This window comes from Aeromonas sp. SE22, from assembly GCF_038739755.1.
GTDB classification, from domain to species: Bacteria; Pseudomonadota; Gammaproteobacteria; order Enterobacterales; family Aeromonadaceae; genus Aeromonas; species Aeromonas jandaei.
Window position 1 is genome coordinate 526,507 of record NZ_JBCGFD010000002.1, and the last position, 22,631, is coordinate 549,137.

Here is a 22,631-nt window from a genome sequence, read left to right on the forward strand (position 1 = left end):
CATCTATTGCACTAAGAGCGCAAGCAAACTACTATTGCACTCCATAATGATACGTGCAAAGGTGATTTGGTGCGCAAACTTGCAAAGGTCGCAATTGGCATTGGCTCTCTTGGAATGAAGGGGTATGACCTTCTAGACACTGAGACTGGAGAGAGCATCCCTTTCTATGCAGACTATTTGCATACAATAATTTCTGAGCAAGTAGCCAATCAGAAGCGTTCCCAGAACACAATTGACGCAATTGCTGCTGACCTTAAGGTTTTCCTTGAATACGTAATCAACGCTCAGGAGTTGTTCTTTGAGCAAAGTGCGAAGACCAGCAGCACACTACTTGCAGAGATCATACTGTCCTACCCCGATTACCTGACACTCGGCAGCAATTCGTCAGCACCAATCGCACGAGACACGGCTACAGCTACAGGCCATGCCCCAATCAAGCCACAGAGTGCCAATCGCAATCTGAGCTCTGTTAACGGCTTTATTGACGCATCTGCTAACGCTCACCAAAAACTCAAAGAGGCCAAAATGCTAGGTCTCATTGACATAGATGTTCCCTCAGAAAACATCCATGCAGAATTGCTTACACGAAGAAAACTAAGCCTTTCAGAGCGAAAGCGATTACAACAGCAATCCGTTCTTTGCCAGGTAATGCGCGGTGGAGCAAAGTACACAAAAACTCGTTTATTTAGCATTAAAGCCTTGCCAAAAGGCGGACAATCGGCTGAATACAAATACTTCCCTGTATCACATATAGAGCCGCTCCTTGATGCAGCCCCGACCTACCGAGATAGAGCTCTATGGGCACTGATGTTTGGAACTGGTCTGCGGGTTAGTGAAGCGACACAGCTTCTTGTTACAGATGTCGATATTGTGAATGAAACTCTCAACGTTTTCTCTTATCGCAATCGAATCGAGTGCTTCGAAGGCATAAAGGATGAAGATATAAATAGATTATCCTTTAAGGGAAGAGAGACTGAAGAAGCTTATTTCATTTATCCATTCAATAAAATATTTTTTGAGTCCATCACAAAATACCTTCGTCTTGAAAGACCAAAAGGTCTCGAACATAACTACCTATTTGTTACTAACTCAAACCGCAGCCGTGGTAGACCGCTTTTCGCAACATCTAGATCTAATAGAGGGAGTTCGTTTAAAAAGATTCAAGAGACTATAGAATGTCCATTAAAAAACAACATCGATAAAAGATATACATTACATTCACTCCGGCACTTCTACGGATACTGGCTATTAAATTTTCATAGAACAGCAGATGGACACTCTTTTAGTCTTCTCGAAGTCCAAAATATGATGGGACATGCGAATATTGAATCAACAAAAAAATATGCAGTCACAGACAAAATAGTGGCTCAAGAAAAAATGAGATTAGCCAACCTTGTTTTGCAAAACAAATCAAGTAACGGTAACAAAAATATGCTATTGGAACATAAACAAAAAATCATTTCAGATCTGATTGCGGGAACTAAGTAATGAGAGTCGATACAAAAATTATAACAAATATTAATGATGCAACAGCTTGTGCTGAAAAATGGTTGCAGCAAGCATTTGATGAAGATTATGACTATGATTGGAATAACTGTCGTAGTGAATATCTTGCAAAGTTAGTATTGGCAAGCCTTAGAAGATATAACTGGCTTAAACACATTGAAGACGTATCACAGTATTTCAATAAATATGACAGTTCAACAGAAAACAAGACAAATATGGTCAGGTTCATTGACGTGTACCATACTCATGGTCAAAAAGCAGACTCGATGATCTACCTGATCATTAGCTTTCTGTTTATCCATCTATCATTTGAAGGGCATATTTCTCTTCGCTTCGGGCATCAAATACACCTCCCTGCGACACCAAATGTATTTAGGTGGTTCTATGTGCGAGGTTTAATTGTTAACAGTGTAGCTCATGTTTACATGGCATCCACGCCTCCTAGATATGCAGAGCTAAGAGAGTTTTTACCTGAAAAATATAGACCTTTCATAGATGAGTTAAGCAATGATAAGCGCTCAACTAGGCAACGTGCGGCAATGAATATGATAGAGGCGTTAACATACTCTAAAACCAGTTCATTGGATAACATTTCCGTAGATATTCTAATCGAATATTATAATGCTAATGAAGAGGCTGCTAGTTACTACATATCAACCAATGATCTTCAAAACAAAATAAGTACTATCACGTATTTAATTATTTTGGAGATGTTAGATTTAGCAAACGGTTCCACATTGAGAGCTGAGTATGAAAAGGCACTAGCCAAGAACTCATTTGTCATAGAGTCACCTTTGGATAAAAACAAGGGAAAAAATCTCATCAGAGTTACATCAACCGCCAGTGATGTAAAAAAGCTGACTAACCAGTATATTAATGCACAAGAATATGAAATTGAAACAACCCTTCGAGAAATTTCCGTTATTTCATTTGGTGAATATACATTTTCGGTTCGAGATAGTTTGTTGAGCTTTCGGCCATCTGAATTATCACAGGATAATTATTGGAAGAAGACTCAACTAGATTTCGTGGCATCAGCAACCGAATCAGGAACAAAAAAAACACACGAATCTAGACTGGCATACCTAAATTCTTATCTCTTTGACTACCTTCCTACTTTTTTTAGGAGTCATCCAAACACACCGATTAAATACCCCTCCTCTCCGGCAGAATTTCTAAGTTTTGTTTTCGTATCACAATCACAGACAATGGAGCATGCACATTTTGGTGAGCATGAAGGCACAATCTATCCAGTTGGGCTATTGGATTACATCTACGCAATCACAGAAGAAAAGAGCGTATCTAAAGGTTATTTAAAAACCAATGCCGGACGAGATACAATAGCTGGCATTCAGAGATATTTTGACTATGTAATTGCTAAGTTTTCAGGAGTTCCTTCATGTAAATTAGAATCAAACCCAATTTCGGATTTCGATAAAGATTCACATAAGGGTTACTCATATAAGCACACAGTAAAAGAAAAGATTAGTTTAGACTATTGGGTATTACTTCGCATGTATCTCTGTGAAGTAACGAAAGTAGTTCTCGCTAATGCAGAGAATGTCATTTTCAACAAAGGAAAAAACAAACATAACTTCAAGGTAAATAAAACTATCGAGTGGTTAGAGTACAAGGTTCATATAGAAGAATTTAATGCTTCGTGGTTGCAAGATTTTAATATTGAAAACTGGAAAGACCCTGTTAAGTTTACTCAGTATCATGGACTGGTAAACATGACTGTAATGGCATGGAGCGGCTTGAGAGACTCAAATATCCTATGGTTGGATGTTAGAAACTATTCTCAATGCTGCAAGAATGAATATACAGATGACGATTTTGTAGACTTATACGTTAACACCGACAAGGCGAAAACAGAGCCATATACAAGTCAAATTCCAGGTCATGTTATGCGCCTCTTAGATCGAGCAGCACGGCTAAGAATGAAAGTTAATAGAGTGGGTTTTAACGAACCAATCCATTACAATGGAGAGAGCTCTTCAAAGTGGCCTACGATCCTCCCACTGTTACAAAGAACCCCGCTAAATACCTCACATTATCATAACACCCAAAGAGGCCGTGAGAGCAGTTTTCTGTTGCATTTACTGCTTGAGTTTGAAAAGTGCCTACAAGCACATAACAAAAAAATGATGCTGGAAAATCAAGAACCAATATATTTTGAATCTTCACTATATTGGCTTCCATTGTATGCAAACCAGACAACGTTTAGAAACACGAAGAACTTTGTTCATGCGGAACAAGACTACACTGCAACATTGAGAAATAAGTCCACTGGAGTAGGACATGCATTCACTCCACTTAAGCGTGCCGTAATATGGACTCCACATTCTCTCAGGGTCACTTTTGACAGCGTTTGTTCCGTGCTGGCGAGTCCCAAAGCGGTAGGTGAGATTTGTACCGGACAATCAGAAAAAGTTGTAGGATATTACACAATAAACACACATGAAGAATCAGATTTAATCAGATCAATTCATGATGCAAGTGGTCTTAAAAAGCAATTCCCCCCATCAATTCTAGATCAGAGTCGCAATGAAACTGCCAAGATTGCGTCTATCAATGAAATTCAAGTTGATGAAAATGAATACCTAAAAAGGCATGAACAAGGTACAGCCATCAACGACTTCGGTTGCCACAGTATGTCTTCAATCGTAGTTAGCGGTATGCGCTCACCTATTGAGACACTATCTCAAGCATCAGCAAACGAAATATCATTCAACAGAACACACATATGTCCATTTAATAATGAATGCCCTAAAGATGTCATAGCAGCCCTAGCTGGTGAAAAGTGTTGTGCCATCTGTCCTTACGCTATCATCTGCTGTGACCATGCGGTTGCTATTGGCGTTGAATTGAAAAGGCTCGGTGATATTGCAGTAGATTTAACCAAGCAAATAAAAAATGGATCAAATCTCTTGGATGCAGAAAAAGAGAGCCTAAAAAGGGACAGGCAATTAGTTATAAAATCCGTTAGTGGATGGTATGCGCGGCATCAGTTTTTGTCCACCCATATTAACTCTCGTAATTTCTATACTGGCTCAAAAAATGATAAATTGGTGAAACATATATCAGGTTCTTTTTCGGGTCAAAACATCATGGATAGACTCATCGAGTCAGATGGTGTCAGTACAATGACCTCCCCCAAGCTTGAGCGAGAAGCGAGCAAGCTTAATCGCCAACTTACTGCTCTTATGAATAAGAACATTGAAGCTATTGAAATACTGGAAGATAACTCAAATAGCGAAGCAGAAGTAGCCCTTCGGTTAATTAAAATTATATGTGATACGAATAGAATAAATGAAACTCAACTGGCTAAAAAGCTAACAAATCCAGCTTTGATTACCTCAAGCATCAAAATTGGTGAGTTCAAATGAAAATATCGAATAAAGACAAGGCTAAATCACTACAAGCATATTATTCCGAGACCACTGATGCTCGGGCAGAAAGAATCTCAAAAATATTAATGGAGCTGATCCCTCTTAAAGTAAAGTTCCCTAACAGGACAAAACTAAGTGAATATGTTGCTAAAAAACTTAGCGAAGAGGAAGGGCAACCTGTTGCTAGCTCAACTATACGTAGAAATAAAAAATATGACGATTTATTAATTAAATATCTTATGAAAGTCAGCCCTGAAACGGTTGCCCACAAAAAAGACCTTGCAATTGAGTTTAATCTTGTCCAACGTAGCTTACAAAAACAAGTTGAGGAGAAGGAACTCATAATAAAAGAGCTAACAAGGAAGCTTAATGAGGCTGATGCTCTACTTGAAAAACGTTTAGCACTTGAATATTCAGAAAAATATTCGATGCAAAAATCCAGAGTAGAAAAGATAGAAGTTTCAGGAGGGGAAACCTACGAGGACTTATTCAATGAACTTTATAAGTTAATTTTAAAACTTGAATATATAAAATTTGAATTAAAAGATGGCGTTATTTATGACTGGGAGAGTGATGAAGCCATTATTAGCAAATCAAAGTTCCCAAAATTCTTTAAATGGTTAGCGAAGAAAATATAGTCTACAGTCCTCTCTATCGCCAGACACCGGCCTCAAACCGGTGTCTTTTTTACGCTACTTTCGTGCGCCCTTCCTTTTGTATCAATCTCAGAGCCGTCTTCAACATACTGTGGGGTTTCCCTTGCATCATCTTTCCCTGTTTGCCTGCCCCTGCCCCTGCCCATCCTCTACAGCCCAATTAGCTCGCTTGGGGAGTGGTCATATCTCTAAATCCGATTGAATCTTGATTAAGTTCAAAACAATCAAATGGAAGTGTATGATTTTTCATGAAAATGTTGTAGTAACTGATGTGGTGTACGCATCTACGTGGGCTGAATAAACTGATGCGCTTTGATACATAGATCCACTTGTGGGTAGGATAGAGATGGCAAGAATCCTGATGACTCGCGCCCTTGACGACAACGGCCATATCGTTGATGTCAAAGACGTTGTTAGTGGCAAAGGATGCAATTGCACATGCATCGGTTGTCAGGGCGCTGTCTGGGCAATGAAAGGGCCAATTAAAGCCCATTATTTTGCTCATGAGCCTAATTCAATCGAACAGAACTCCTGTACCTGGAAGCCGGAAACGGAAATACATATCCTAGCTAAAGAGGTTTTAGCAACTGACAGGCAGTTGTTACTGCCTATTGGAACTATAAACCCAATACATCAAAATATATCCTTTGATGAGATGGCATGTGAGGTTTATGAAGGTCGAGTTATACCTGATGTAATCGGATTCATCGATGGAGAGAAGGTTCTCATCGAAGTTGCAGTTACGCACTTTTGTGATCGAGGGAAAATTAAAGAATTAAAACGGGTGAATGCAACCTGTGTTGAACTTGACCTGAGTGGATTTCGTGTGAAAGGAGAGATAATCTCAAAAGAAGAGATAAGAGATTATCTAAAAAAATGCCCCAAAAAATGGGTATCTGTGGCCCCTGTTGGCAACTTCTCCGAAATGATGTATACGCACAATAGACAGCAGTTACTATCTTTACAGAATCAGTATTCATCTTTGAGTGCAAAGCATGATGCAGAGGTTAAAAGGCTTAATGCAGAATACAATGCGATAAAAAATACGAGTCAATCTGAGCTGAGTGATATGCAACGAGTCATTCAACAGTCTCGGCATGCAGAAGGCAAGGCTAACGCAATTCTGAGAAGATGGGAGATAGTATTAAAAGAAAAAGAGTCGTGCATTTTAGAGGCACAGGAAAGATTAATCCTATTGGAAGATCAATACAGAAGCTTTGAAATGGAATTAAAAGACCGTCTCTATCATATACAAGATGAGATTGAACAAAAGCAAGACTTACTACGCGACCTTCATAATTTAGATGAACTTAAAACTGAGTTTTATTCACAGGTTGATGATATAAATAGAACCATTAAAGCCAAAGAGGCTCAGCTTGATGCTGGTGAAGTCGAAATGCGTAGGCGTTCAGCCTCCTTAGACCTAATACAGAAGAATTTAAATGATAGCCTCATCTCGCTGCAAGAACGAGAAGAGGCTCTAACAGAAAAATCCAAAGACTTGGCAAGCATCGTTGATATTAAAGCAAGAGAGCAGGCTAAAGTAATGTTTGAGCAGTTGCTAAAAGAAAAATCAAATGAGATAAAAGCACTGGAGGAAAAAGAAAGGAAAGCAAAAAAAGATATTGATGATTTAAGGCGAAGATATAGTTCATACATCAAAATCCCATGATTTTTATATACATACGGATCGTGCAGGTATGGTTCTCACCTGAAAACCACATTCTATTCAACCATAGACTGACAGCACTTGACCTCAAGAGCACACCACATAGCGTACAAGCTCTATGGGCTCTAGGTACAGCAGCAATCAAGTCCCATGCTGCCGCGTATGGCGACAAGCGGGATAGTACGGCGTATCAACGTTCAGCACGATCTTTGAAGATGCAGCAAACCAGCTCTTTCTGCCTTAGTAGGTTTACGAAAGCACTCTCACATGCCAAGCTTTCTCTGTGAAGATGTTAGCGTTATTGACTAATCACCACACTATGAGTTGTATCAAGATAGAGAGGTGGAATAGTAGTGAATAAAATTTTTGTCACATTCATTCTTTTTATTATATCTCTTGATGTGTACTCAAAAGAGACAATCCATTGGGTTCAATATGACATCCCTCCATTTTATGTAAAGGATGGTAGTTATTCAGGTAGAGGTGTGGTTGATGTTACTGACGCAATGATAAGAGCTCAATTGCCCCAATATAACCATGTAATCATATGGGCTAACATCGCCAGGATCCGGCATATGATGGAGCAAGGACAGAAGGTGATTTGTGGTAATATGATAAAGACACCTGAAAGGGAAGCATATCAAATATTCTCAGCCTTTCATAAAAAGCTACCAACAGCGCCACACGTAGTCATACCATCTAGTGAGAGGGATAACTATAAAAAATATATGGTTAATGGAGATACCATTGACCTACTTAGATTGCTTAAATCGAAAGATAAAAAAGGATATTTTATCGCCTCTCGTTCATATGGTGGCAAGTTTGACCCTGCAATCCAGGAACAAAAAAATAAGAGTGTCAGCTACTCCCTTAATGCACCGATGGGGAATACCTTAGATCTCCTCCTAAAAGATAAAAATGGATTTACAATCGCGTATCCAGAAGAAATAGTTTATCACGCAGAAAGTAAGTACGGGTATGGTTCATCTACTGATTCAAAGTTAAATATAAAGTCTTACCGAGGTAAGTTAACGATTATAAACATATACGGTCAGCCAAAGGAAATATTGACCTATGTTGCCGCACCGAAAACCGAGTGGGGTTATAAGATCATGACAGACATTAATGAGGCACTAACAAAACTACAATCAAATCCAGACTACATTAATGAAAACTATATGTGGCGTGATGCAGTTCACCAAGACAAGAATTAACTATGTTGTAAAACTATCCAATACGGGTATTTTCATTATAGAGGCCATAGCATCTCTCACAGTGAATGCTTGCACCGATACATTTCTTCATCAGCTAATTTAAGTAACATATTTAAATCTGGTGGCATTGCTGGGTTATAGCTCACCATACCTATAGAACAAGATAGTGTATAGGGTTTTCCACTATGCACATTAAATTCATCAAATGCGATATTTATCCTACTGTGCATATATTTAAAGTAATCGCTACTTGCTTCAGGTAATAAAACCACATATTCATCACCACCTAACCTTGCACAAACATCTGAATTTCTAAAAATCATATTTATTAGTCTGGCTGCTTGGCACAATGCATCGTCTCCTACATCATGACCAAAACGGTCATTTATAGATTTAAAATTATTCAAATCGATAAATAATAATGTGAGATTTCTCTTTGCTCTAAATGCATGCTGCAAATATTTCTCTGCTAGAAGAATAAAGCCTCGCCTATTCGTTATACCCGTCAGTTCATCTATTGTAGCCATTTGTACGGCTCGTAATTCGCTCTCAACTGTAGATGCTAAGTCAGTAAATAAAATTCTCTCTTTGTCACCAAAAACCCTTGGCTTCCGATCGATAATGCACAAGGAACCAATGTGCAATCCATTCGTTATGACTAATGAGTGTCCAGCGTAGAAGCGAATATAGGGCTCCCCAATGACCAGCGGATTCTCAGCATAGAGAGGATCTTGAGTCGCATCCTCTATAACAAGCATGCTCTTTTTGAGAAACTCGTTCCTACAAAATGAGATATTAGGAATTGACTCATGCATGTTCAGACCATAACAAGGTTTAGCCCAGCCATGCTCATTATCTTCAAAAGATATTAGGGCAATAGGAACGTCGAAAATATTGCGAGCCATTCTTGTTATACGAATGAAACGTTCCTCTGTAGGAGAATCAAGTGCTTGAAGACGGCGTAACGCATCTAGGCGAAGAAAGTCGGGATCTGGGGTTTCATGAAGAGGTTGCATCCTTGCTGCCTTTTTTCATATCAGTTTAAAACGCGAATAGTATGGCATGGTTTTAGATGCAACATAATGTAATGTAGCATTACAGATGACAGATTTTAGCTGTAGTGTGATCGTTAACTCACTAGTCTCTCGTATTGGATTTATCTCGACAAGATACTAGCCCTACCCCACAACAAAGAGGGTTTACTTGAATCCGATCGTCACACAATTCATCTTTTTACTTTGCATGCATACATCTCCTCATCTGCTTGCCGGAGTAGTCGGTCTAAATCAGGTGGCATACTGGCATCGTAAATAACAATACCTAGCGAACATGAAAGCTGGTAAGGCTTACCACTATGACTATTGAAGTCACTCAGTGCATGATGTAGTCGTTCTTTAATTCTCTGACAATTTTCATTACAAGTTCCAGGTAAAAGAACTACGAACTCATCCCCACCCAGACGAGCAAATATATCAGAATCTCGAAATACTCGGCATAATAGTTCAGCCATTTGTTGCAATGCATCATCACCAATATCATGACCAAATTTATCGTTAATCATTTTAAAGTGATTCAGGTCTAAAAATAGCAATGTAGCTGGCGCTTTTATGCGAAACGCAAATCTCAAGCTTTTTTCAGCGAGCAGCATGAATCCTCTACGGTTAGTAATCCCCGTCAATTCATCTATTGTCGCCATCTGCACTGCTCGTAGCTCACTCTCAACCATGGATGCCAAGTCGGCTAACAGAGCTTGATCCCGTGAGCTAAGCACTCTGGGCTTAGAGTCTATGATACACAACGTGCCGAGCTTCAAGCCATTGCCAACTTCCAGTGGATGGCCAGCATAGAAGCGTATGTGCGGTGCTCCTGTAACTAAGGGGTTATCAGCAAATCGTGGATCTCGGGCGGCGTCTTCAACCACGAACAGTTCATCACCAAGAATCGCGTGACCACAGAAAGAAATGTCTCTCGGTGTCTCCAAGACAGGCAACCCACAACATGATTTGAACCACTGTCTATTTTCATCAACCAATGATACCAGCGCGATAGGCACCTCAAACATGTTACGAGCCATCCTGGTAATCCGGTCAAAACGCTCCTCTGCGGGGCTGTCAAGAATGGCTAAACGGCGCAAGGCATCTAAGCGGAGCCGTTCGTTATCCGGTACTACAGGGCTTTGCATCAACATCTCCTTGTTAACTAGAACTCTGCACTCAACAGGTCACTGAAACCATGCTTTTGCTGGCTGTTGTGAAACAGCTCGATATAGTCAAATAGGTCACTCCTAGCTTTATCTATTATCGCTTAAATCTTCCTTTTGGCCCGCTCTCGCTTAGGCAGTTGAAAAAACTACTACCCCACGATGTCGTGGCAGCGGAAATCTCTCTGGAAAATGTCCATGATGCCGAGGTTCTGCCGACTCTGCTCAATCCACTGCTGAGCAAGTAGGGACGTGTTGATGCAGATAGTGCCTATTACAGCAAATCCAGCTATTAGCTGATCTCGCGTAAAGGGGCTACTGCCTATCTCTCACAGCGCAAGAATGCAGGGCTAGGGAAAAAGGGGCGAGGCTATGCTGGTGATGCGCAAGGAAGGGATTGCACACAGGAAGCAGGTATTAGGCTATCACCTTCGCTAGCTAACAGAGCAGCGATGTATCGGTTTAAGCAGTTTCTGGCAGTGGAAATCAGCCTGCGAATATTCAACGGTTCAGTATGGGAAGTGATGGCGTATGTTGGAAACTGAACCACCTTGGCCTGCCTAACAGAAAGCCCCGAGTGTAGCGCTCACAAGGGGCTGGGTTAGTCATGATTTTTGGGTTGATTTAGGCTGCGACACTGAATGTGTCAATGAGTAAAAGTTGGCTCCAAAGCATAATGTCTGAAGCAAGCCTCCAGATTGCTGCGAATTGCCGGCGTCACATTGATGAACTCCAGACCGTATGCTTCTCCATCTTCCTCTTGTTTCGACCACATCACTTTGGCAGTAACTGCCAGCGGCGTCTGACTACGATAGAGATCTATGGACTGTTTGGGGGTGTAGATCTTGAGCTCGACTTGCGACTTTTTGGGCAATTCGAGGGACTGCACGGTGCGCAGACGTAACCCCGTTACACTAAAGTCCTCGGTAATCGATTCGTGGAAGACGCCTCCGGCCCCGATCTTCACCATCATGTGCTGATACATGCGTGGAGCCCTACGCATTTCTCGTTCAGCGCGGTCGGGATTATTGGTTATTTCGAAGCGGAACTGCTCCATGATATCGCGCAACTCGCTCGACTCTTTATAGAGGGTGCGGCTGATGATACCAGTGGTCTGCACCTTCTCGGTGTTTTCGGAGAGGGCATGTAACAGATCATGGAGATGAGCGTTGAGTGAGGTGAGCTTGTCCATCTGCTCGCTACTGGTGGTTCGGATTTGGCCTGCGGCCTCGACACTGCGTTCAATCTCTCCCATTAGGCCATTGATCGACTGACTTGCCTCGTGGGCCTTGTCCATCGTGAGGTGGGTGCGGGCAATTACGCTCTTCACAGTGGCCTCATTCTCGCCGATAAGCTGGCTAAGGGTAGTGACAATGCCATTAATCTCCTTGGTTGCCTGCCCAGCATGAGTGGCCAGTTTGCGCACCTCGTCGGCAACTACAGCAAAGCCACGACCATGTTCACCAGCTCGGGCCGCTTCGATGGCGGCATTGAGTGCTAACAGGTTGGTTTGCTCGGTTATAGCGGTTATTGATTGAGTGATCACCTGGATCTTCTGGCTCGCATCGCTCAGCTGGCGAGTCTTCTGCTCGGCCTGCTGCGCTTCGGCTACTGCACGGCGCATTTCATCGATATTCTCGCTCATCACCTGAGTACTGCGGTTGGCACTCTGATAGGCAAGTTCCGCCTGCTGTCCGACTTGATCAGCAAGCCCTGCTACCGCCTCGGCTGCGTAGGATAGATCGTTACTGGCACGGTTCACTTCACCCGAGTGATGTTGCTCAGTTTGGGCTGCATCAGTGATGGTCTTGGAAATATCGGAGATCTGGTAGGAGGATTGGGCCAGCTGGCGGGTACGCAGGTCAATCTGGCGCATGTGACCACTGAGCTGCTCAGCCATCATGCGCATGGTGCCTAGCACACTGTTGCCACCAACGCGGGCCTCGATCCTGACGGTCAGGTTGCCAGAGGCAATTTCGGAGGCGACCCAAGCAGCATAGCCAGGTTCTCCCCCTAAGGTTCGCATCAGATGACGATATTGGATCAGGTAGGCCATAACCACACAAAGAAGCGAAACCAAACCTGCTCCGAGGCTTATCCAGAGTGACAAGCCCTTGGCCTGATCCCGACTGGCGGTGGCACTGGTTATCCGGTTGTCGAGAGTTCGAGATATCTGATCCAGTTTCCCCGCTGCATCTTCAACCATGGCATCAAAGCCATCAGGGCTTTTCATGATAGCGTTGCCCGCGGCCTGTCCCTCATGGACATAAGCGTTAACCATGACCACACCTTTCTCATGCAGTTGATTTGCCACTTCCTGCAACGGCACGATTTCATTGGTGAGCTCAGGCAGAGTTCGGGCAAGCGTATCCAAATTTTTCAATGCATCATCACGGAACGTTGCTGCATCAGCGATCCCCTCTTCAGTATCACCAGTCACAGATGCATCAGTTAGAAATTGCTGGATCTGTACCAAATCGTAACGGGTTGCTTGGAAGGTGGATTGGGCGCGATCTAGTATTTCAACTTTCTCTTGGGCACGTAGCTGAGTTTGATTACTCCATATGGAGACAATAGAGGCAACCAGCAGTGGTACTGCAACCAGAACACCGCCCTTGATCATCATCCATTTGACAGAGTTGAAACGGAGCGGGCTGCGCGAGGCTACATTAGCGGCGTTCAGTTCGAGAGCATTGTTATCTAAAAGTCCTTGTGCGGTAGCCATGGCATCACCTCATTGACTAGTTACCGAATGGAAGAGCCATTACCAGAAAGGAAGCCAACAACGTGCTACCAAGCGGTTATCCCAACAAAAACAATAAACAGCATAAGCTAGGGCAGTGCGAAAAAACCACTCCTCGAAACAAAAATGACAAAACTATCAAATGTTGATTTTAGGCATAAATCAAACCAACTTCCTCTTCCTCTGTCATTTCTATCAGTGAGGTATCAACCACCTCAGACAATCGTTATCGGTAATCCCAGCGACCGCATACCACAACCCCAAAAGCGCCTAATACCGAGGAGCATTTTGCGTTTATGCGGCGCTGCTTCCCAAATCAGCCATCAAGTTACAACGTCCCCATGTGTAACGATGAGATGGGCGCCCTTAATCAGTTCGGTTGGCTTCATACTTATGCTGGCAGTGACAGCATTCAACTTGGGAAAGCGCGGCTGGAGCACGATCAAAGTCGTTGTGTACGGTTCTGGTTAACTCTTGAAAGAAGCTCTGGGCTCGGTTTAACCACAAGGGAGTGCAGCACCTTAGATTAGCTCCAGAATTTATAAGGAATGGACGAAGATGCCCAGTAACCACAATGGGTTGCTATTAAAAATGGCGATGTGCTTGTTCACATCGCCATGAAGTTAAATTCAGGGGTATCGATATCAATATCGATAACTCATCAAAATGCCCTGAGCACCATCATTCATAATTCCAGGTGCAAACACCAACTGTTGATCATACGGAGTGGTAAACACGTAGCTAAAACCAGTAGCAATCACTGCACTGGCGATTACATCACGCCAGTAATGATTATCTGACTCAACACGAGACCAGCCTACAGCTCCAGCAGCAAGGTATGCAGGAAGCCCATAGCTCCAGCCATAACGCATATGCAGATAGCTGGCACCACTAAAGGCCCAGGCCGTATGACCAGAAGGGAAGCTTTTCGAACCACCATTTGGCCGTGTTGCATCAACCGTATTCTTCAAAATCTCAACAGTTGCTGTAGTTGATACAAAAGAATAACCAAAATCCTTCAACCCTTCATAGTCGTCTTTATACCAGGAGATCCCTGCTGCAATAGCAGGTAAGGCAAATTGCCCGATATCACCATATGTCTCAAATGCACTAGATGCATATACAGGGCTAAAGAAACTACTAATGACAGCTGCGAGAACAATATTTTTATTCATATAAAATCCATTTTATGTTAATTCTTTTTCCATCAGCCTAACGGAACTGACACCTCTATCAATACGATTTGTTCATAAATATGATCTAGCGCATCAATAGAGTTTTAGCTCTATTGATGCGTGGTTTACATTTGTTTGATATTGATTCGATTCGCCCTTTTCCCAATAAGCAGGGCAATGATTTGCTCATTACTTAATCAGCGGTCTGCAATGCTTACCAAGCTCAAGTTCATCCTGACGTAGTTCATGCCCTTTAATTGCTTCACATTTATCAGTTATGGATTCTACCTTTCTTAATGCTGCATCCAACATCACATCTAAAGTGCTTAAGGTTTTTGCACGTCTAAATTTAATAAGCCAATCTATCTTGGTCATTTTCTACCTTAGTGACGTTTGATTAATCTTCTATAAACTATTCTGATTCATTTTATTTCTTATATAGACTTTGTATGACTGATACAATACAAGAACAAAAATAAATACAAAGAAGACGATGCTAGTGCTTGTTACCCCAAATCCAAGCCCACCATGTTTCTCAGATTGTGACAACAAATCACCTATAGATGCACCAAGCGGGCGAGTTAAAACATAAATAATCCAAAAGGTTAACACAACGTTTATTTTTAAAATCAAGTAGGCAGCATATATGATAAATATAAGTCCCCCAAACAAAAAGACAGAATTCATGTATCCTATATCCATACCCTCTGAGACCCAATCTCCCGCAGCGGTTCCCAGTGCAAAAGTCACTAATATAGCACTCCAGTAAAACAACTCCCGCTTAGGTGTATCGATAGACCGTATTGATAATGTCTTTTCCTGGGAGTACCAGAGCCAAAATGTAGCAAGAAGAATAATTGTAAAAACAATTGTTGAAACTTCCAATGGAACACCAACTTGATCTGTTAGGTTATCAGTGACCAAGGTGCCAAAGATACTAACAAGCACTACCGCTAGCCAATACTTCCAGGGAACATATTTATCAGAGTGAAGTTGCATCACCAAGGTGAAGACTAAAATCCCTCCCATGATAATAGATGTAACTGTTAGTCCAAGCCTCATGTTAAATATCAAATAATCAGCTGCCGTTTCACCAACGGTAGTAGACATCATTTTAATGATCCAGAAAGCTATTGTTACTTCTGGAACCTTATTAAATAAGCCCTGTGCTGATACATTGATATTGTTCATATGGCTACCTATTTATCCCACCTACTATAAATCACCACTATCTGTTTTGACTGACTATAATTGGAGCAGGCATATACATCATATGACACTGCTCCAACACTATCATTTAATGCACTTAGTTATCAGTATCTAAATCCAACGCTACAGTGTCATTTTGTTTGCTTCTTGTACTTGATATAAATACCAGCACAGCAATCGCTAATAGTAATGCGGCTGAGGCTGAATAGCGGCTAAGTTCTAACCCACCCTTGCTCAATGGTTTATCTAGGAAATCTCCAACAACAGCGCCAAGGGGGCGTGTGATAATAAAAGCAGCCCAAAACAAGAATGTACGAGAGATCTTAGTCCATAAGTAGGCTGCGACTATGGCCAGCAACATGCCACCGAATACTACGGAACTCCCTGCATACCCGAATCCGGCATCATCGGCAGTCCAGTCACCCAAGGCCGTACCAAGGGTTTGTGAAAACATGATGGTGATCCAGTAGAACATTTCTGTTCTGGGTGACGAAATTACACTGGATGATATCTCTCCTTGCGCTCGATACCACACCCCAAACGAACCAAGTAACAAAAGGAAGAGAATGGTCGAACCACCTGCATAACCAATTCCCAAAGAACGGTCTGCAAAGTCAGCCAACGTTGTACCTACCGTGGTGGTTGCGATGATCGTGACCCAATACAGCGTAGGGTTATAAGACTTGGCGGATATCTGAGCACTGACAGCAGCAAAAAAAATGACTGCAAAAATTGCTGTACTCACCAGATAGCCTAGATCCATCGACATCGATAACGCATCTCCGCCTGTCTCACCAAGCGTTGTTGCTAAAATTTTAATCATCCAAAAGGCCAGTGTGATTTCTGGCACCTTGCTTACGATGTTGTCGGTGTTGCTATGCATAGTTCACCCTATCCTTTGGTTAGACGAATCGCCGTCTATGAAAGAGTGTCAGGGATTTATTAAGAAACACTTAAGCTGGATGGCGCCATGTGAAAAAATTTAACATTGATGCGTAGCGAATGGTGGAGTGTCAAATGGACTCACAAACTGGGTGGTTCTACTGGGCTTTCTTGTCTGCAATTTTTGCTGCTCTGACTGCAATTTTTGCGAAGGTAGGGGTGGAAGGGGTTGATTCTGACCTTGCAACTTTGATCCGCACAGGAGTGATCATCGTTGTTTTATCAGCATTTATTGCTTACACAGGGAAGTGGGCCAATCCTTTTGGTCTAACACCAAAGACTTGGATTTTCCTTACTCTGTCAGGTTTAGCAACAGGCGCTTCTTGGGTCTGTTACTTTCGAGCACTAAAGATTGGTGAGGCTTTTAAGGTTGCCCCAGTAGACAAGCTCAGCCTTGTCTTGGTTGCTATTTTTGCTTTCACTTTCCTTGGTGAACGGCCATCGGTCAGAGAATGGTTGGGGATTGGCATGATCGCTGGCGGTGTCTTGCTATTGGCTTTCAAGCGATAGAAAACTGAACGAAGAGCATCTTAAGACTTCCTTAATTTTGGCTGTGTATCATTTCGGATAAGCGATTCGTGATTGAGATCACATTTTTATCAGTAAATGACAAAATGCCAATTAAGCTCACGTACAGCTTTGTTACCATTCATTTTCAACATACAGACAAGATGTATCGTTAGAAAGTGACTGTTGGGCTATTAATGGAGTAAGTATGCCTTCCCTTATAAAAATAAAAATTGTGCCGCTCATATTTTTTTTGGCACTGTATTTTGCATTTATGCTGAACTGGCGTGGAGTTCTCCATTTTTACGAAATTCTTTATAAATTAGAAGGTTTTAAATTTGGTTTCGCCATTTCATTACCAATATTGCTTGTTGCAGCGCTTAACTTTGTATTTGTTCCATTTTCGATACGGTATTTAGTAAAGCCTTTTTTTGCACTTCTTATCGCACTTAGCGCAATCGTTAGTTACACAATGATGAAGTATAGAGTCTTGTTTGATCAAAACATGATTCAGAATATTTTTGAAACCAATCAAAATGAGGCATTAGCATATTTAAGCTTGCCAATTATAGGATGGGTTACTATTGCTGGCTTTATCCCTGCCATTTTACTTTTCTTTGTTGAAATTGAATATGAGGAAAAATGGTTTAAAGGGATTCTAACTCGCGTCCTATCGATGTTTGCATCCCTTATAGTGATTGCGGTTATTGCAGCACTATACTATCAAGATTATGTTTCAGTGGGGCGCAACAATTCAAACCTCCAGCGTGAAATTGTTCCGGCCAATTTTGTTAATAGTACCGTTAAATATGTTTATAATCGTTATTTTGCAGAACCAATCCCATTTACTACTTTAGGTGATGATGCAAAACGGGATACTAATAAAAGTAAGCCCACGTTGATGTTCCTGGTCGTTGGTGAAACGGCTCGTGGTAAAAATTTCTCGATGAATGGCTATGAGAAAGATACCAACCCATTTACCAGTAAATCTGGTGGTGTGATCTCCTTTAATGATGTTCGTTCGTGTGGAACAGCAACCGCTGTATCTGTCCCCTGCATGTTCTCCAATATGGGGAGAAAGGAGTTTGATGATAATCTCGCTCGTAATAGCGAGGGTTTGTTAGATGTGTTGCAGAAAACGGGGGTCTCCATTTTTTGGAAGGAGAACGATGGCGGCTGCAAAGGCGTCTGCGACCGAGTACCTAACATCGAGGTCAAACCGAAGGATTACCCAAAGTTCTGCGATAAAAACACATGCTATGACGAGGTTGTCCTTCAAGACCTCGATAGTGAAATTGCTCAAATGAAAGGGGATAAGCTGGTTGGCTTCCACCTGATAGGTAGCCATGGCCCAACCTACTACAAACGCTACCCTGATGCTCATCGTCAGTTCACCCCTGATTGTCCACGCAGTGATATCGAAAACTGCACGGATGAAGAGCTCACCAACACCTATGACAACACCATCCGCTACACCGATTTCGTGATTGCAGAGATGATTGCCAAGTTGAAAACCTACGAAGATAAGTACAACACCGCATTGCTCTACGTCTCCGATCACGGTGAATCACTGGGAGCTATGGGGCTTTACCTGCACGGTACACCGTACAAGTTTGCACCGGATGATCAGACCCGCGTACCTATGCAGGTGTGGATGTCACCTGGTTTCATCAAAGAAAAAGGCATGAATATGGAATGTTTGCAGAAAAATGCCGCAGCCAATCGCTATTCTCATGACAACATATTTTCTTCTGTCCTGGGAATATGGGATGTGAAGACAGCTATCTACGAACAAGAATTAGATATCTTTAAGCAATGTCGGAATAATTGAGTTGCGAATCGTGGATATTTTAATGAAGTGGTTTTTACAGAAATAGACGTTTAACAGGTAATTATTATGTTTTCAGCTGTCAGAATAAAAGTTGTTCCATTTGTACTGCTATTGGCTTTGGTCTTCGCATTTTTGCTGAACTGGCCCGTTCTGCTCCATTTCTATCATATATTGTCTAACATCGAGCACTTCAAAATAGGGTTTGTAGTTTCAATCCCATTCCTACTTGTTGCTGCATTAAACTTCGTCTTCATGCCATTCTCGATCCGCTTTCTGATGAAGCCGTTCTTTGCATTCCTGTTTGTTACAGGTTCTATCGCCAGTTACACCATGATGAAATATCGTGTGTTGTTTGATGGTGATATGATCCAGAATATATTTGAAACAAATCAAAGCGAAGCTTTTGCATACGTTAACGTTCCAATAATAATCTGGGTTCTTTTGACCGGTTTGTTACCCGCAGCATTGATATTTTTTGTGAAAATTGAGTATGCATCTACCTGGTACAAAGGTATCGCCCAGCGATTGTTATCTATGTTTTTCTCTTTGGTAATAGTTGGGATAATTGCTGCCTTGTACTACCAAGATTACGCATCAATTGGTCGTAACAATCAGACTCTAAATCGTGAAATCGTTCCAGCTAACTTCATGTATAGCACCAGTAAGTACCTGTATAGACGCTATATGGCAGAGCCCATCCCTTTTGTTACTTTAGGTGATGATGCCACACGGGTTACGAAAAAGGACAAACCAACATTGATGTTCCTGGTTGTTGGTGAGACGGCTCGTGGTAAGAACTTTTCAATGAATGGCTATGAGAAAGATACCAACCCATTCACAAGTAAGTCTGGTGGTGTGATCTCCTTTAATGATGTTCGTTCGTGTGGGACAGCAACCGCTGTATCCGTCCCCTGCATGTTCTCCAATATGGGGAGAAAGGAGTTTGATGATAATCGCGCTCGCAATAGCGAGGGCCTGCTAGATGTGTTGCAAAAAACGGGGATCTCCATTTTTTGGAAGGAGAACGATGGCGGCTGCAAAGGCGTCTGCGACCGAGTTCCTAACATCGAAATCGAACCAAAGGATCACCCTAAATTCTGCGATAAAAACACATGCTATGACGAGGTTGTCCTTCAAGACCTCGATAGTGAAATCGCTCAAATGAAAGGGGATAAGCTGGTTGGCTTCCACCTGATAGGTAGCCATGGCCCAACCTACTACAAGCGCTATCCTGATGCTCATCGTCAGTTTACCCCTGACTGTCCACGCAGTGATATTGAAAACTGCACAGATGAAGAGCTCACCAACACCTATGACAACACCATCCGCTACACGGATTTCGTGATTGCAGAGATGATTGCCAAGTTGAAAACCTACGAAGATAAGTACAACACCGCGTTGCTCTACGTCTCCGATCATGGTGAATCACTGGGAGCTATGGGGCTTTACCTGCACGGTACACCGTACAAGTTTGCACCGGATGATCAGACCCGCGTACCTATGCAGGTGTGGATGTCACCTGGATTTACCAAAGAGAAAGGCGTTGATATGGCGTGTTTGCAGCAGAAAGCCGCTGATACTCGTTACTCACACGATAATATTTTCTCATCTGTATTGGGTATCTGGGACGTCAAAACATCGGTTTACGAAAAGGGTCTAGATATTTTCAGTCAATGTCGTACCGTTCAATAAATTAGATTGTTGGGGGCTCTGGCCCCCAATCATCTGTTAAATAATAGGTTTATTACTATTGCCTGTGTATTTCATGGTTGAAATTTTTTAACGGGCAAAGCAGAAAGAGGAAGCTAAAATGGCAAAGCCTGGTGCAACTGGAATTACCCGAATCATTCATGCCACCAATTATAGTATGAAGGGACTTTCTTCAGCTTGGAGACATGAAGCGGCTTTTCGTCAGGAACTGCTACTCATTGTGCTGTTGATGCCTCTAGCATTTTTTGTCGGAGATAGTTTAAATCAAATACTACTCCTAATGGTTATAAGTTGGCTGGTTGTGATTGTAGAGATCCTGAACTCAGCTATTGAAGCAGTAGTAGACAGAATAGGGTCAGAGCATCATGAGCTTTCTGGTCGAGCTAAAGACATGGGCTCTGCGGCTGTCTTCATTGCTCTGATGCTGAATGCCATAGTGTGGGGTGCATTGACAGGGCGTAATTTATTAGCCTGGTGGTAGTGTTATTATCAATAATATTTTCAATTATTCATGGCAGCCACCATAAATGGTGGTTGTTAAATGAAAATAATAGATGCTAATCATAAGGTGGAACTTTTTGTCTGTTTAGCCCGCACCATAGGTGCGAAAATAACCATATTTTATTATGGTTGCTTTTCTGTCTTGATTCTACTCATAGGAGAATTGACACTTAGTCAGTAATGACTACATGAGGTTTGAACCTGCGTATTAAAGCTTGACATGTTTGCAATGCTAATGCGAGTGTCGCTTCTAATAGAATAGTATGTGGGGAAGCAGTAAAACTGGTTTATCTTCGCTGCGAAGCAGCGGAATGTTTAAAAAATCTTTTGTTCTCATAATTAGTAAATGGACAGTTTTCAGAGTTTTTCAAGTGGCTAAAATGAAAAAATTTGAAAAAAAACTGTCGTGATGTTTTTTTGAACTGAAAGATGAGGCCCTCAGGCTGCCTAAATTTATAAGCACACCCCATGCTGAATTCGTCCCACAAGATCGATAACAGCTTGAACCCCCATCGGGGTATTCAGCAGTTGGGCTGGCGCTACACCACCTAGGCCCCAGGCGGTGCGGTTTAACCACGACAGTGTCTTGACGGTATCGTTCCTGTGAAAGGCGTGAACCGCATCGAGAGCCTGTGCAACTCCGTATACCCTGACACCCTGCGATATTGATAGGGGGGCTGCAATCCGCAGCTTGCGGGTCAGTGTACTCCGGCTAATACCAGCCCATTGGCAAACCGTACCCACATCCGTCTTCATCAATTCAGCGAGCCGATAGAGTATGTCCGGTGATACGCCAGCCACGATCCATTGATGTGCTCCTAGTGGGTCACGAGGAATACCAAGGGCTTCCAGGAGAAAGTTCGCAGTAGCTTCTGCGTCACTACTAGGATGATAGGTTGCATAGGGCATCATGTAGCATTCCTCAATGTACAAACACGATCTCTCATGAGCTATCCTACCCCAAACTGTCGTTTTGAGTGGAAGATTAACAACCAAATGCCCCTGCATTGAGGAGAGCTGATGACCGAGTTGGTCTGTACTGAACCAGGTTTAGGCATTGAGCTTGGGACTACTTTTCAGGTTCTATCGGAGAACGGCTCTGAATGGGAAATCCTGCTGGGGAATGAATACCGCAGGATCAACAAACGCAGCGGGCGCGTTACAGGTTGGAAAACACCTCCAAAATTTGAGTGCAAAGACATCCAAAAATAACATATCAAATGAGTGCTCAATGCTGGTTATGCCAGTAATAATGTTGACTAGCGGCTTCACCTTCTCATAAAATCAAGACATAGGGAGAGTCGCTGCCATAAGTGCGAAGTTGAAACAAGGGTGAGTCGCTACCCTGAGTGCGAAGTTGAAAAATGCTGAAACCC

Annotated in this window: 18 protein-coding genes and 1 pseudogene; 11 read left to right on the forward strand and 8 right to left on the reverse strand. The window is 42.3% G+C overall.

Annotated features, from left to right (window positions below; all coding sequences use genetic code 11):
* Positions 1–69 precede the first annotated feature (69 nt).
* The 5 genes from AAHA39_RS06295 to AAHA39_RS06315 all read left to right on the forward strand — a co-directional run bounded on the left by AAHA39_RS06295 (position 70) and on the right by AAHA39_RS06315 (position 8,437).
* Complete coding sequence (locus AAHA39_RS06295) at positions 70–1,488, forward strand: tyrosine-type recombinase/integrase (protein ID WP_320656675.1); 1,419 nt, start codon at positions 70–72, stop codon at positions 1,486–1,488.
* Positions 1,488–4,895 carry a hypothetical protein gene (locus AAHA39_RS06300; protein ID WP_320656674.1) on the forward strand — a complete coding sequence of 1,136 codons (3,408 nt, stop codon included), beginning with the start codon at positions 1,488–1,490 and terminating at the stop codon, positions 4,893–4,895. Before AAHA39_RS06295 ends, AAHA39_RS06300 begins: the two co-directional genes overlap by 1 nt.
* A complete protein-coding gene (locus AAHA39_RS06305) occupies positions 4,892–5,536 on the forward strand; it encodes a hypothetical protein (RefSeq protein WP_042010612.1) in 645 nt (214 codons plus the stop codon). Before AAHA39_RS06300 ends, AAHA39_RS06305 begins: the two co-directional genes overlap by 4 nt.
* Positions 5,537–5,900: 364 nt before the next feature.
* On the forward strand, positions 5,901–7,226 hold the full coding sequence (locus tag AAHA39_RS06310; protein ID WP_320657408.1) for a hypothetical protein: 1,326 nt from the start codon (positions 5,901–5,903) through the stop codon (positions 7,224–7,226).
* 350 nt (positions 7,227–7,576) lie between these two features.
* Positions 7,577–8,437, forward strand: coding sequence for a TIGR02285 family protein (locus AAHA39_RS06315; RefSeq protein WP_320657407.1), 861 nt, complete (start codon positions 7,577–7,579; stop codon positions 8,435–8,437).
* 56 nt (positions 8,438–8,493) lie between these two features.
* On the opposite strand, the gene AAHA39_RS06320 is transcribed toward AAHA39_RS06315, so the two are convergent.
* Both AAHA39_RS06320 and AAHA39_RS06325 read right to left on the reverse strand, forming a co-directional pair.
* Positions 8,494–9,453 (reverse strand): sensor domain-containing diguanylate cyclase, encoded by a 960-nt coding sequence (locus tag AAHA39_RS06320; RefSeq protein ID WP_320657406.1) that lies wholly within the window; start codon positions 9,451–9,453, stop codon positions 8,494–8,496.
* A 209-nt stretch (positions 9,454–9,662) separates the two neighbouring features.
* Entirely contained in the window at positions 9,663–10,619 is a 957-nt protein-coding gene (locus AAHA39_RS06325; protein ID WP_320657405.1) for a sensor domain-containing diguanylate cyclase, read from the reverse strand.
* A 176-nt stretch (positions 10,620–10,795) separates the two neighbouring features.
* On the opposite strand from AAHA39_RS06325, the pseudogene AAHA39_RS06335 reads away from it, so the two are divergent.
* Positions 10,796–11,220 (forward strand): annotated as a pseudogene (locus AAHA39_RS06335) (transposase); the annotation flags it as partial.
* 63 nt (positions 11,221–11,283) lie between these two features.
* On the opposite strand, the gene AAHA39_RS06340 reads toward AAHA39_RS06335, so the two are convergent.
* The 5 genes from AAHA39_RS06340 to AAHA39_RS06360 form a co-directional block, all read right to left on the reverse strand.
* The gene (locus AAHA39_RS06340) at positions 11,284–13,362 is read right to left on the reverse strand and encodes a methyl-accepting chemotaxis protein (RefSeq protein ID WP_320657404.1); all 2,079 of its coding nucleotides are present in this window, start codon (positions 13,360–13,362) and stop codon (positions 11,284–11,286) included.
* 662 nt (positions 13,363–14,024) lie between these two features.
* On the reverse strand, positions 14,025–14,555 hold the full coding sequence (locus tag AAHA39_RS06345; protein WP_320657403.1) for a phosphatase PAP2 family protein: 531 nt from the start codon (positions 14,553–14,555) through the stop codon (positions 14,025–14,027).
* 189 nt (positions 14,556–14,744) lie between these two features.
* On the reverse strand, positions 14,745–14,930 hold the full coding sequence (locus AAHA39_RS06350) for a hypothetical protein (protein ID WP_080631783.1): 186 nt from the start codon (positions 14,928–14,930) through the stop codon (positions 14,745–14,747).
* A gap of 30 nt (positions 14,931–14,960) precedes the next feature.
* A complete protein-coding gene (locus AAHA39_RS06355; protein ID WP_342690006.1) occupies positions 14,961–15,746 on the reverse strand; it encodes a COG4705 family protein in 786 nt (261 codons plus the stop codon).
* Between the two features lie 115 nt (positions 15,747–15,861).
* Positions 15,862–16,647 (reverse strand): COG4705 family protein, encoded by a 786-nt coding sequence (locus AAHA39_RS06360; protein WP_033113893.1) that lies wholly within the window; start codon positions 16,645–16,647, stop codon positions 15,862–15,864.
* A 134-nt stretch (positions 16,648–16,781) separates the two neighbouring features.
* On the opposite strand from AAHA39_RS06360, the gene AAHA39_RS06365 reads away from it, so the two are divergent.
* The 4 genes from AAHA39_RS06365 to AAHA39_RS06380 all read left to right on the forward strand — a co-directional run bounded on the left by AAHA39_RS06365 (position 16,782) and on the right by AAHA39_RS06380 (position 21,235).
* Positions 16,782–17,216, forward strand: coding sequence for an EamA family transporter (locus AAHA39_RS06365; protein WP_033113892.1), 435 nt, complete (start codon positions 16,782–16,784; stop codon positions 17,214–17,216).
* A 205-nt stretch (positions 17,217–17,421) separates the two neighbouring features.
* Positions 17,422–19,044 carry an MCR-3 family phosphoethanolamine--lipid A transferase gene (gene mcr-3 / locus AAHA39_RS06370; RefSeq protein ID WP_320657389.1) on the forward strand — a complete coding sequence of 541 codons (1,623 nt, stop codon included), beginning with the start codon at positions 17,422–17,424 and terminating at the stop codon, positions 19,042–19,044.
* A gap of 66 nt (positions 19,045–19,110) precedes the next feature.
* Positions 19,111–20,736, forward strand: coding sequence for an MCR-3-related phosphoethanolamine--lipid A transferase (locus AAHA39_RS06375; RefSeq protein ID WP_320657388.1), 1,626 nt, complete (start codon positions 19,111–19,113; stop codon positions 20,734–20,736).
* Between the two features lie 118 nt (positions 20,737–20,854).
* A complete protein-coding gene (locus AAHA39_RS06380) occupies positions 20,855–21,235 on the forward strand; it encodes a diacylglycerol kinase (RefSeq protein ID WP_042865961.1) in 381 nt (126 codons plus the stop codon).
* 473 nt (positions 21,236–21,708) lie between these two features.
* On the opposite strand, the gene AAHA39_RS06385 is transcribed toward AAHA39_RS06380, so the two are convergent.
* Positions 21,709–22,263, reverse strand: coding sequence for an antitoxin Xre/MbcA/ParS toxin-binding domain-containing protein (locus AAHA39_RS06385; protein ID WP_321150894.1), 555 nt, complete (start codon positions 22,261–22,263; stop codon positions 21,709–21,711).
* A gap of 12 nt (positions 22,264–22,275) precedes the next feature.
* Here AAHA39_RS06385 and AAHA39_RS06390 point away from each other — a divergent pair, with 12 nt between their 5' ends.
* Complete coding sequence (locus tag AAHA39_RS06390; RefSeq protein WP_042032933.1) at positions 22,276–22,467, forward strand: hypothetical protein; 192 nt, start codon at positions 22,276–22,278, stop codon at positions 22,465–22,467.
* Positions 22,468–22,631 lie beyond the last annotated feature (164 nt).

Coding starts and splice junctions, on each gene's coding strand:
- AAHA39_RS06365 (WP_033113892.1), top strand. CDS start 16,782: ATGGACTCACAAACTGGGTGGTTCTACTGGGCTTTCTTGTCTGCAATT.
- AAHA39_RS06300 (WP_320656674.1), top strand. CDS start 1,488: ATGAGAGTCGATACAAAAATTATAACAAATATTAATGATGCAACAGCT.
- AAHA39_RS06325 (WP_320657405.1), bottom strand. CDS start 10,619: ATGCAAAGCCCTGTAGTACCGGATAACGAACGGCTCCGCTTAGATGCC.
- AAHA39_RS06310 (WP_320657408.1), top strand. CDS start 5,901: ATGGCAAGAATCCTGATGACTCGCGCCCTTGACGACAACGGCCATATC.
- AAHA39_RS06305 (WP_042010612.1), top strand. CDS start 4,892: ATGAAAATATCGAATAAAGACAAGGCTAAATCACTACAAGCATATTAT.
- AAHA39_RS06360 (WP_033113893.1), bottom strand. CDS start 16,647: ATGCATAGCAACACCGACAACATCGTAAGCAAGGTGCCAGAAATCACA.
- mcr-3 (WP_320657389.1), top strand. CDS start 17,422: ATGCCTTCCCTTATAAAAATAAAAATTGTGCCGCTCATATTTTTTTTG.
- AAHA39_RS06345 (WP_320657403.1), bottom strand. CDS start 14,555: ATGAATAAAAATATTGTTCTCGCAGCTGTCATTAGTAGTTTCTTTAGC.
- AAHA39_RS06320 (WP_320657406.1), bottom strand. CDS start 9,453: ATGCAACCTCTTCATGAAACCCCAGATCCCGACTTTCTTCGCCTAGAT.
- AAHA39_RS06340 (WP_320657404.1), bottom strand. CDS start 13,362: ATGGCTACCGCACAAGGACTTTTAGATAACAATGCTCTCGAACTGAAC.
- AAHA39_RS06355 (WP_342690006.1), bottom strand. CDS start 15,746: ATGAACAATATCAATGTATCAGCACAGGGCTTATTTAATAAGGTTCCA.
- AAHA39_RS06350 (WP_080631783.1), bottom strand. CDS start 14,930: ATGACCAAGATAGATTGGCTTATTAAATTTAGACGTGCAAAAACCTTA.
- AAHA39_RS06380 (WP_042865961.1), top strand. CDS start 20,855: ATGGCAAAGCCTGGTGCAACTGGAATTACCCGAATCATTCATGCCACC.
- AAHA39_RS06390 (WP_042032933.1), top strand. CDS start 22,276: ATGACCGAGTTGGTCTGTACTGAACCAGGTTTAGGCATTGAGCTTGGG.
- AAHA39_RS06375 (WP_320657388.1), top strand. CDS start 19,111: ATGTTTTCAGCTGTCAGAATAAAAGTTGTTCCATTTGTACTGCTATTG.
- AAHA39_RS06385 (WP_321150894.1), bottom strand. CDS start 22,263: ATGCAGGGGCATTTGGTTGTTAATCTTCCACTCAAAACGACAGTTTGG.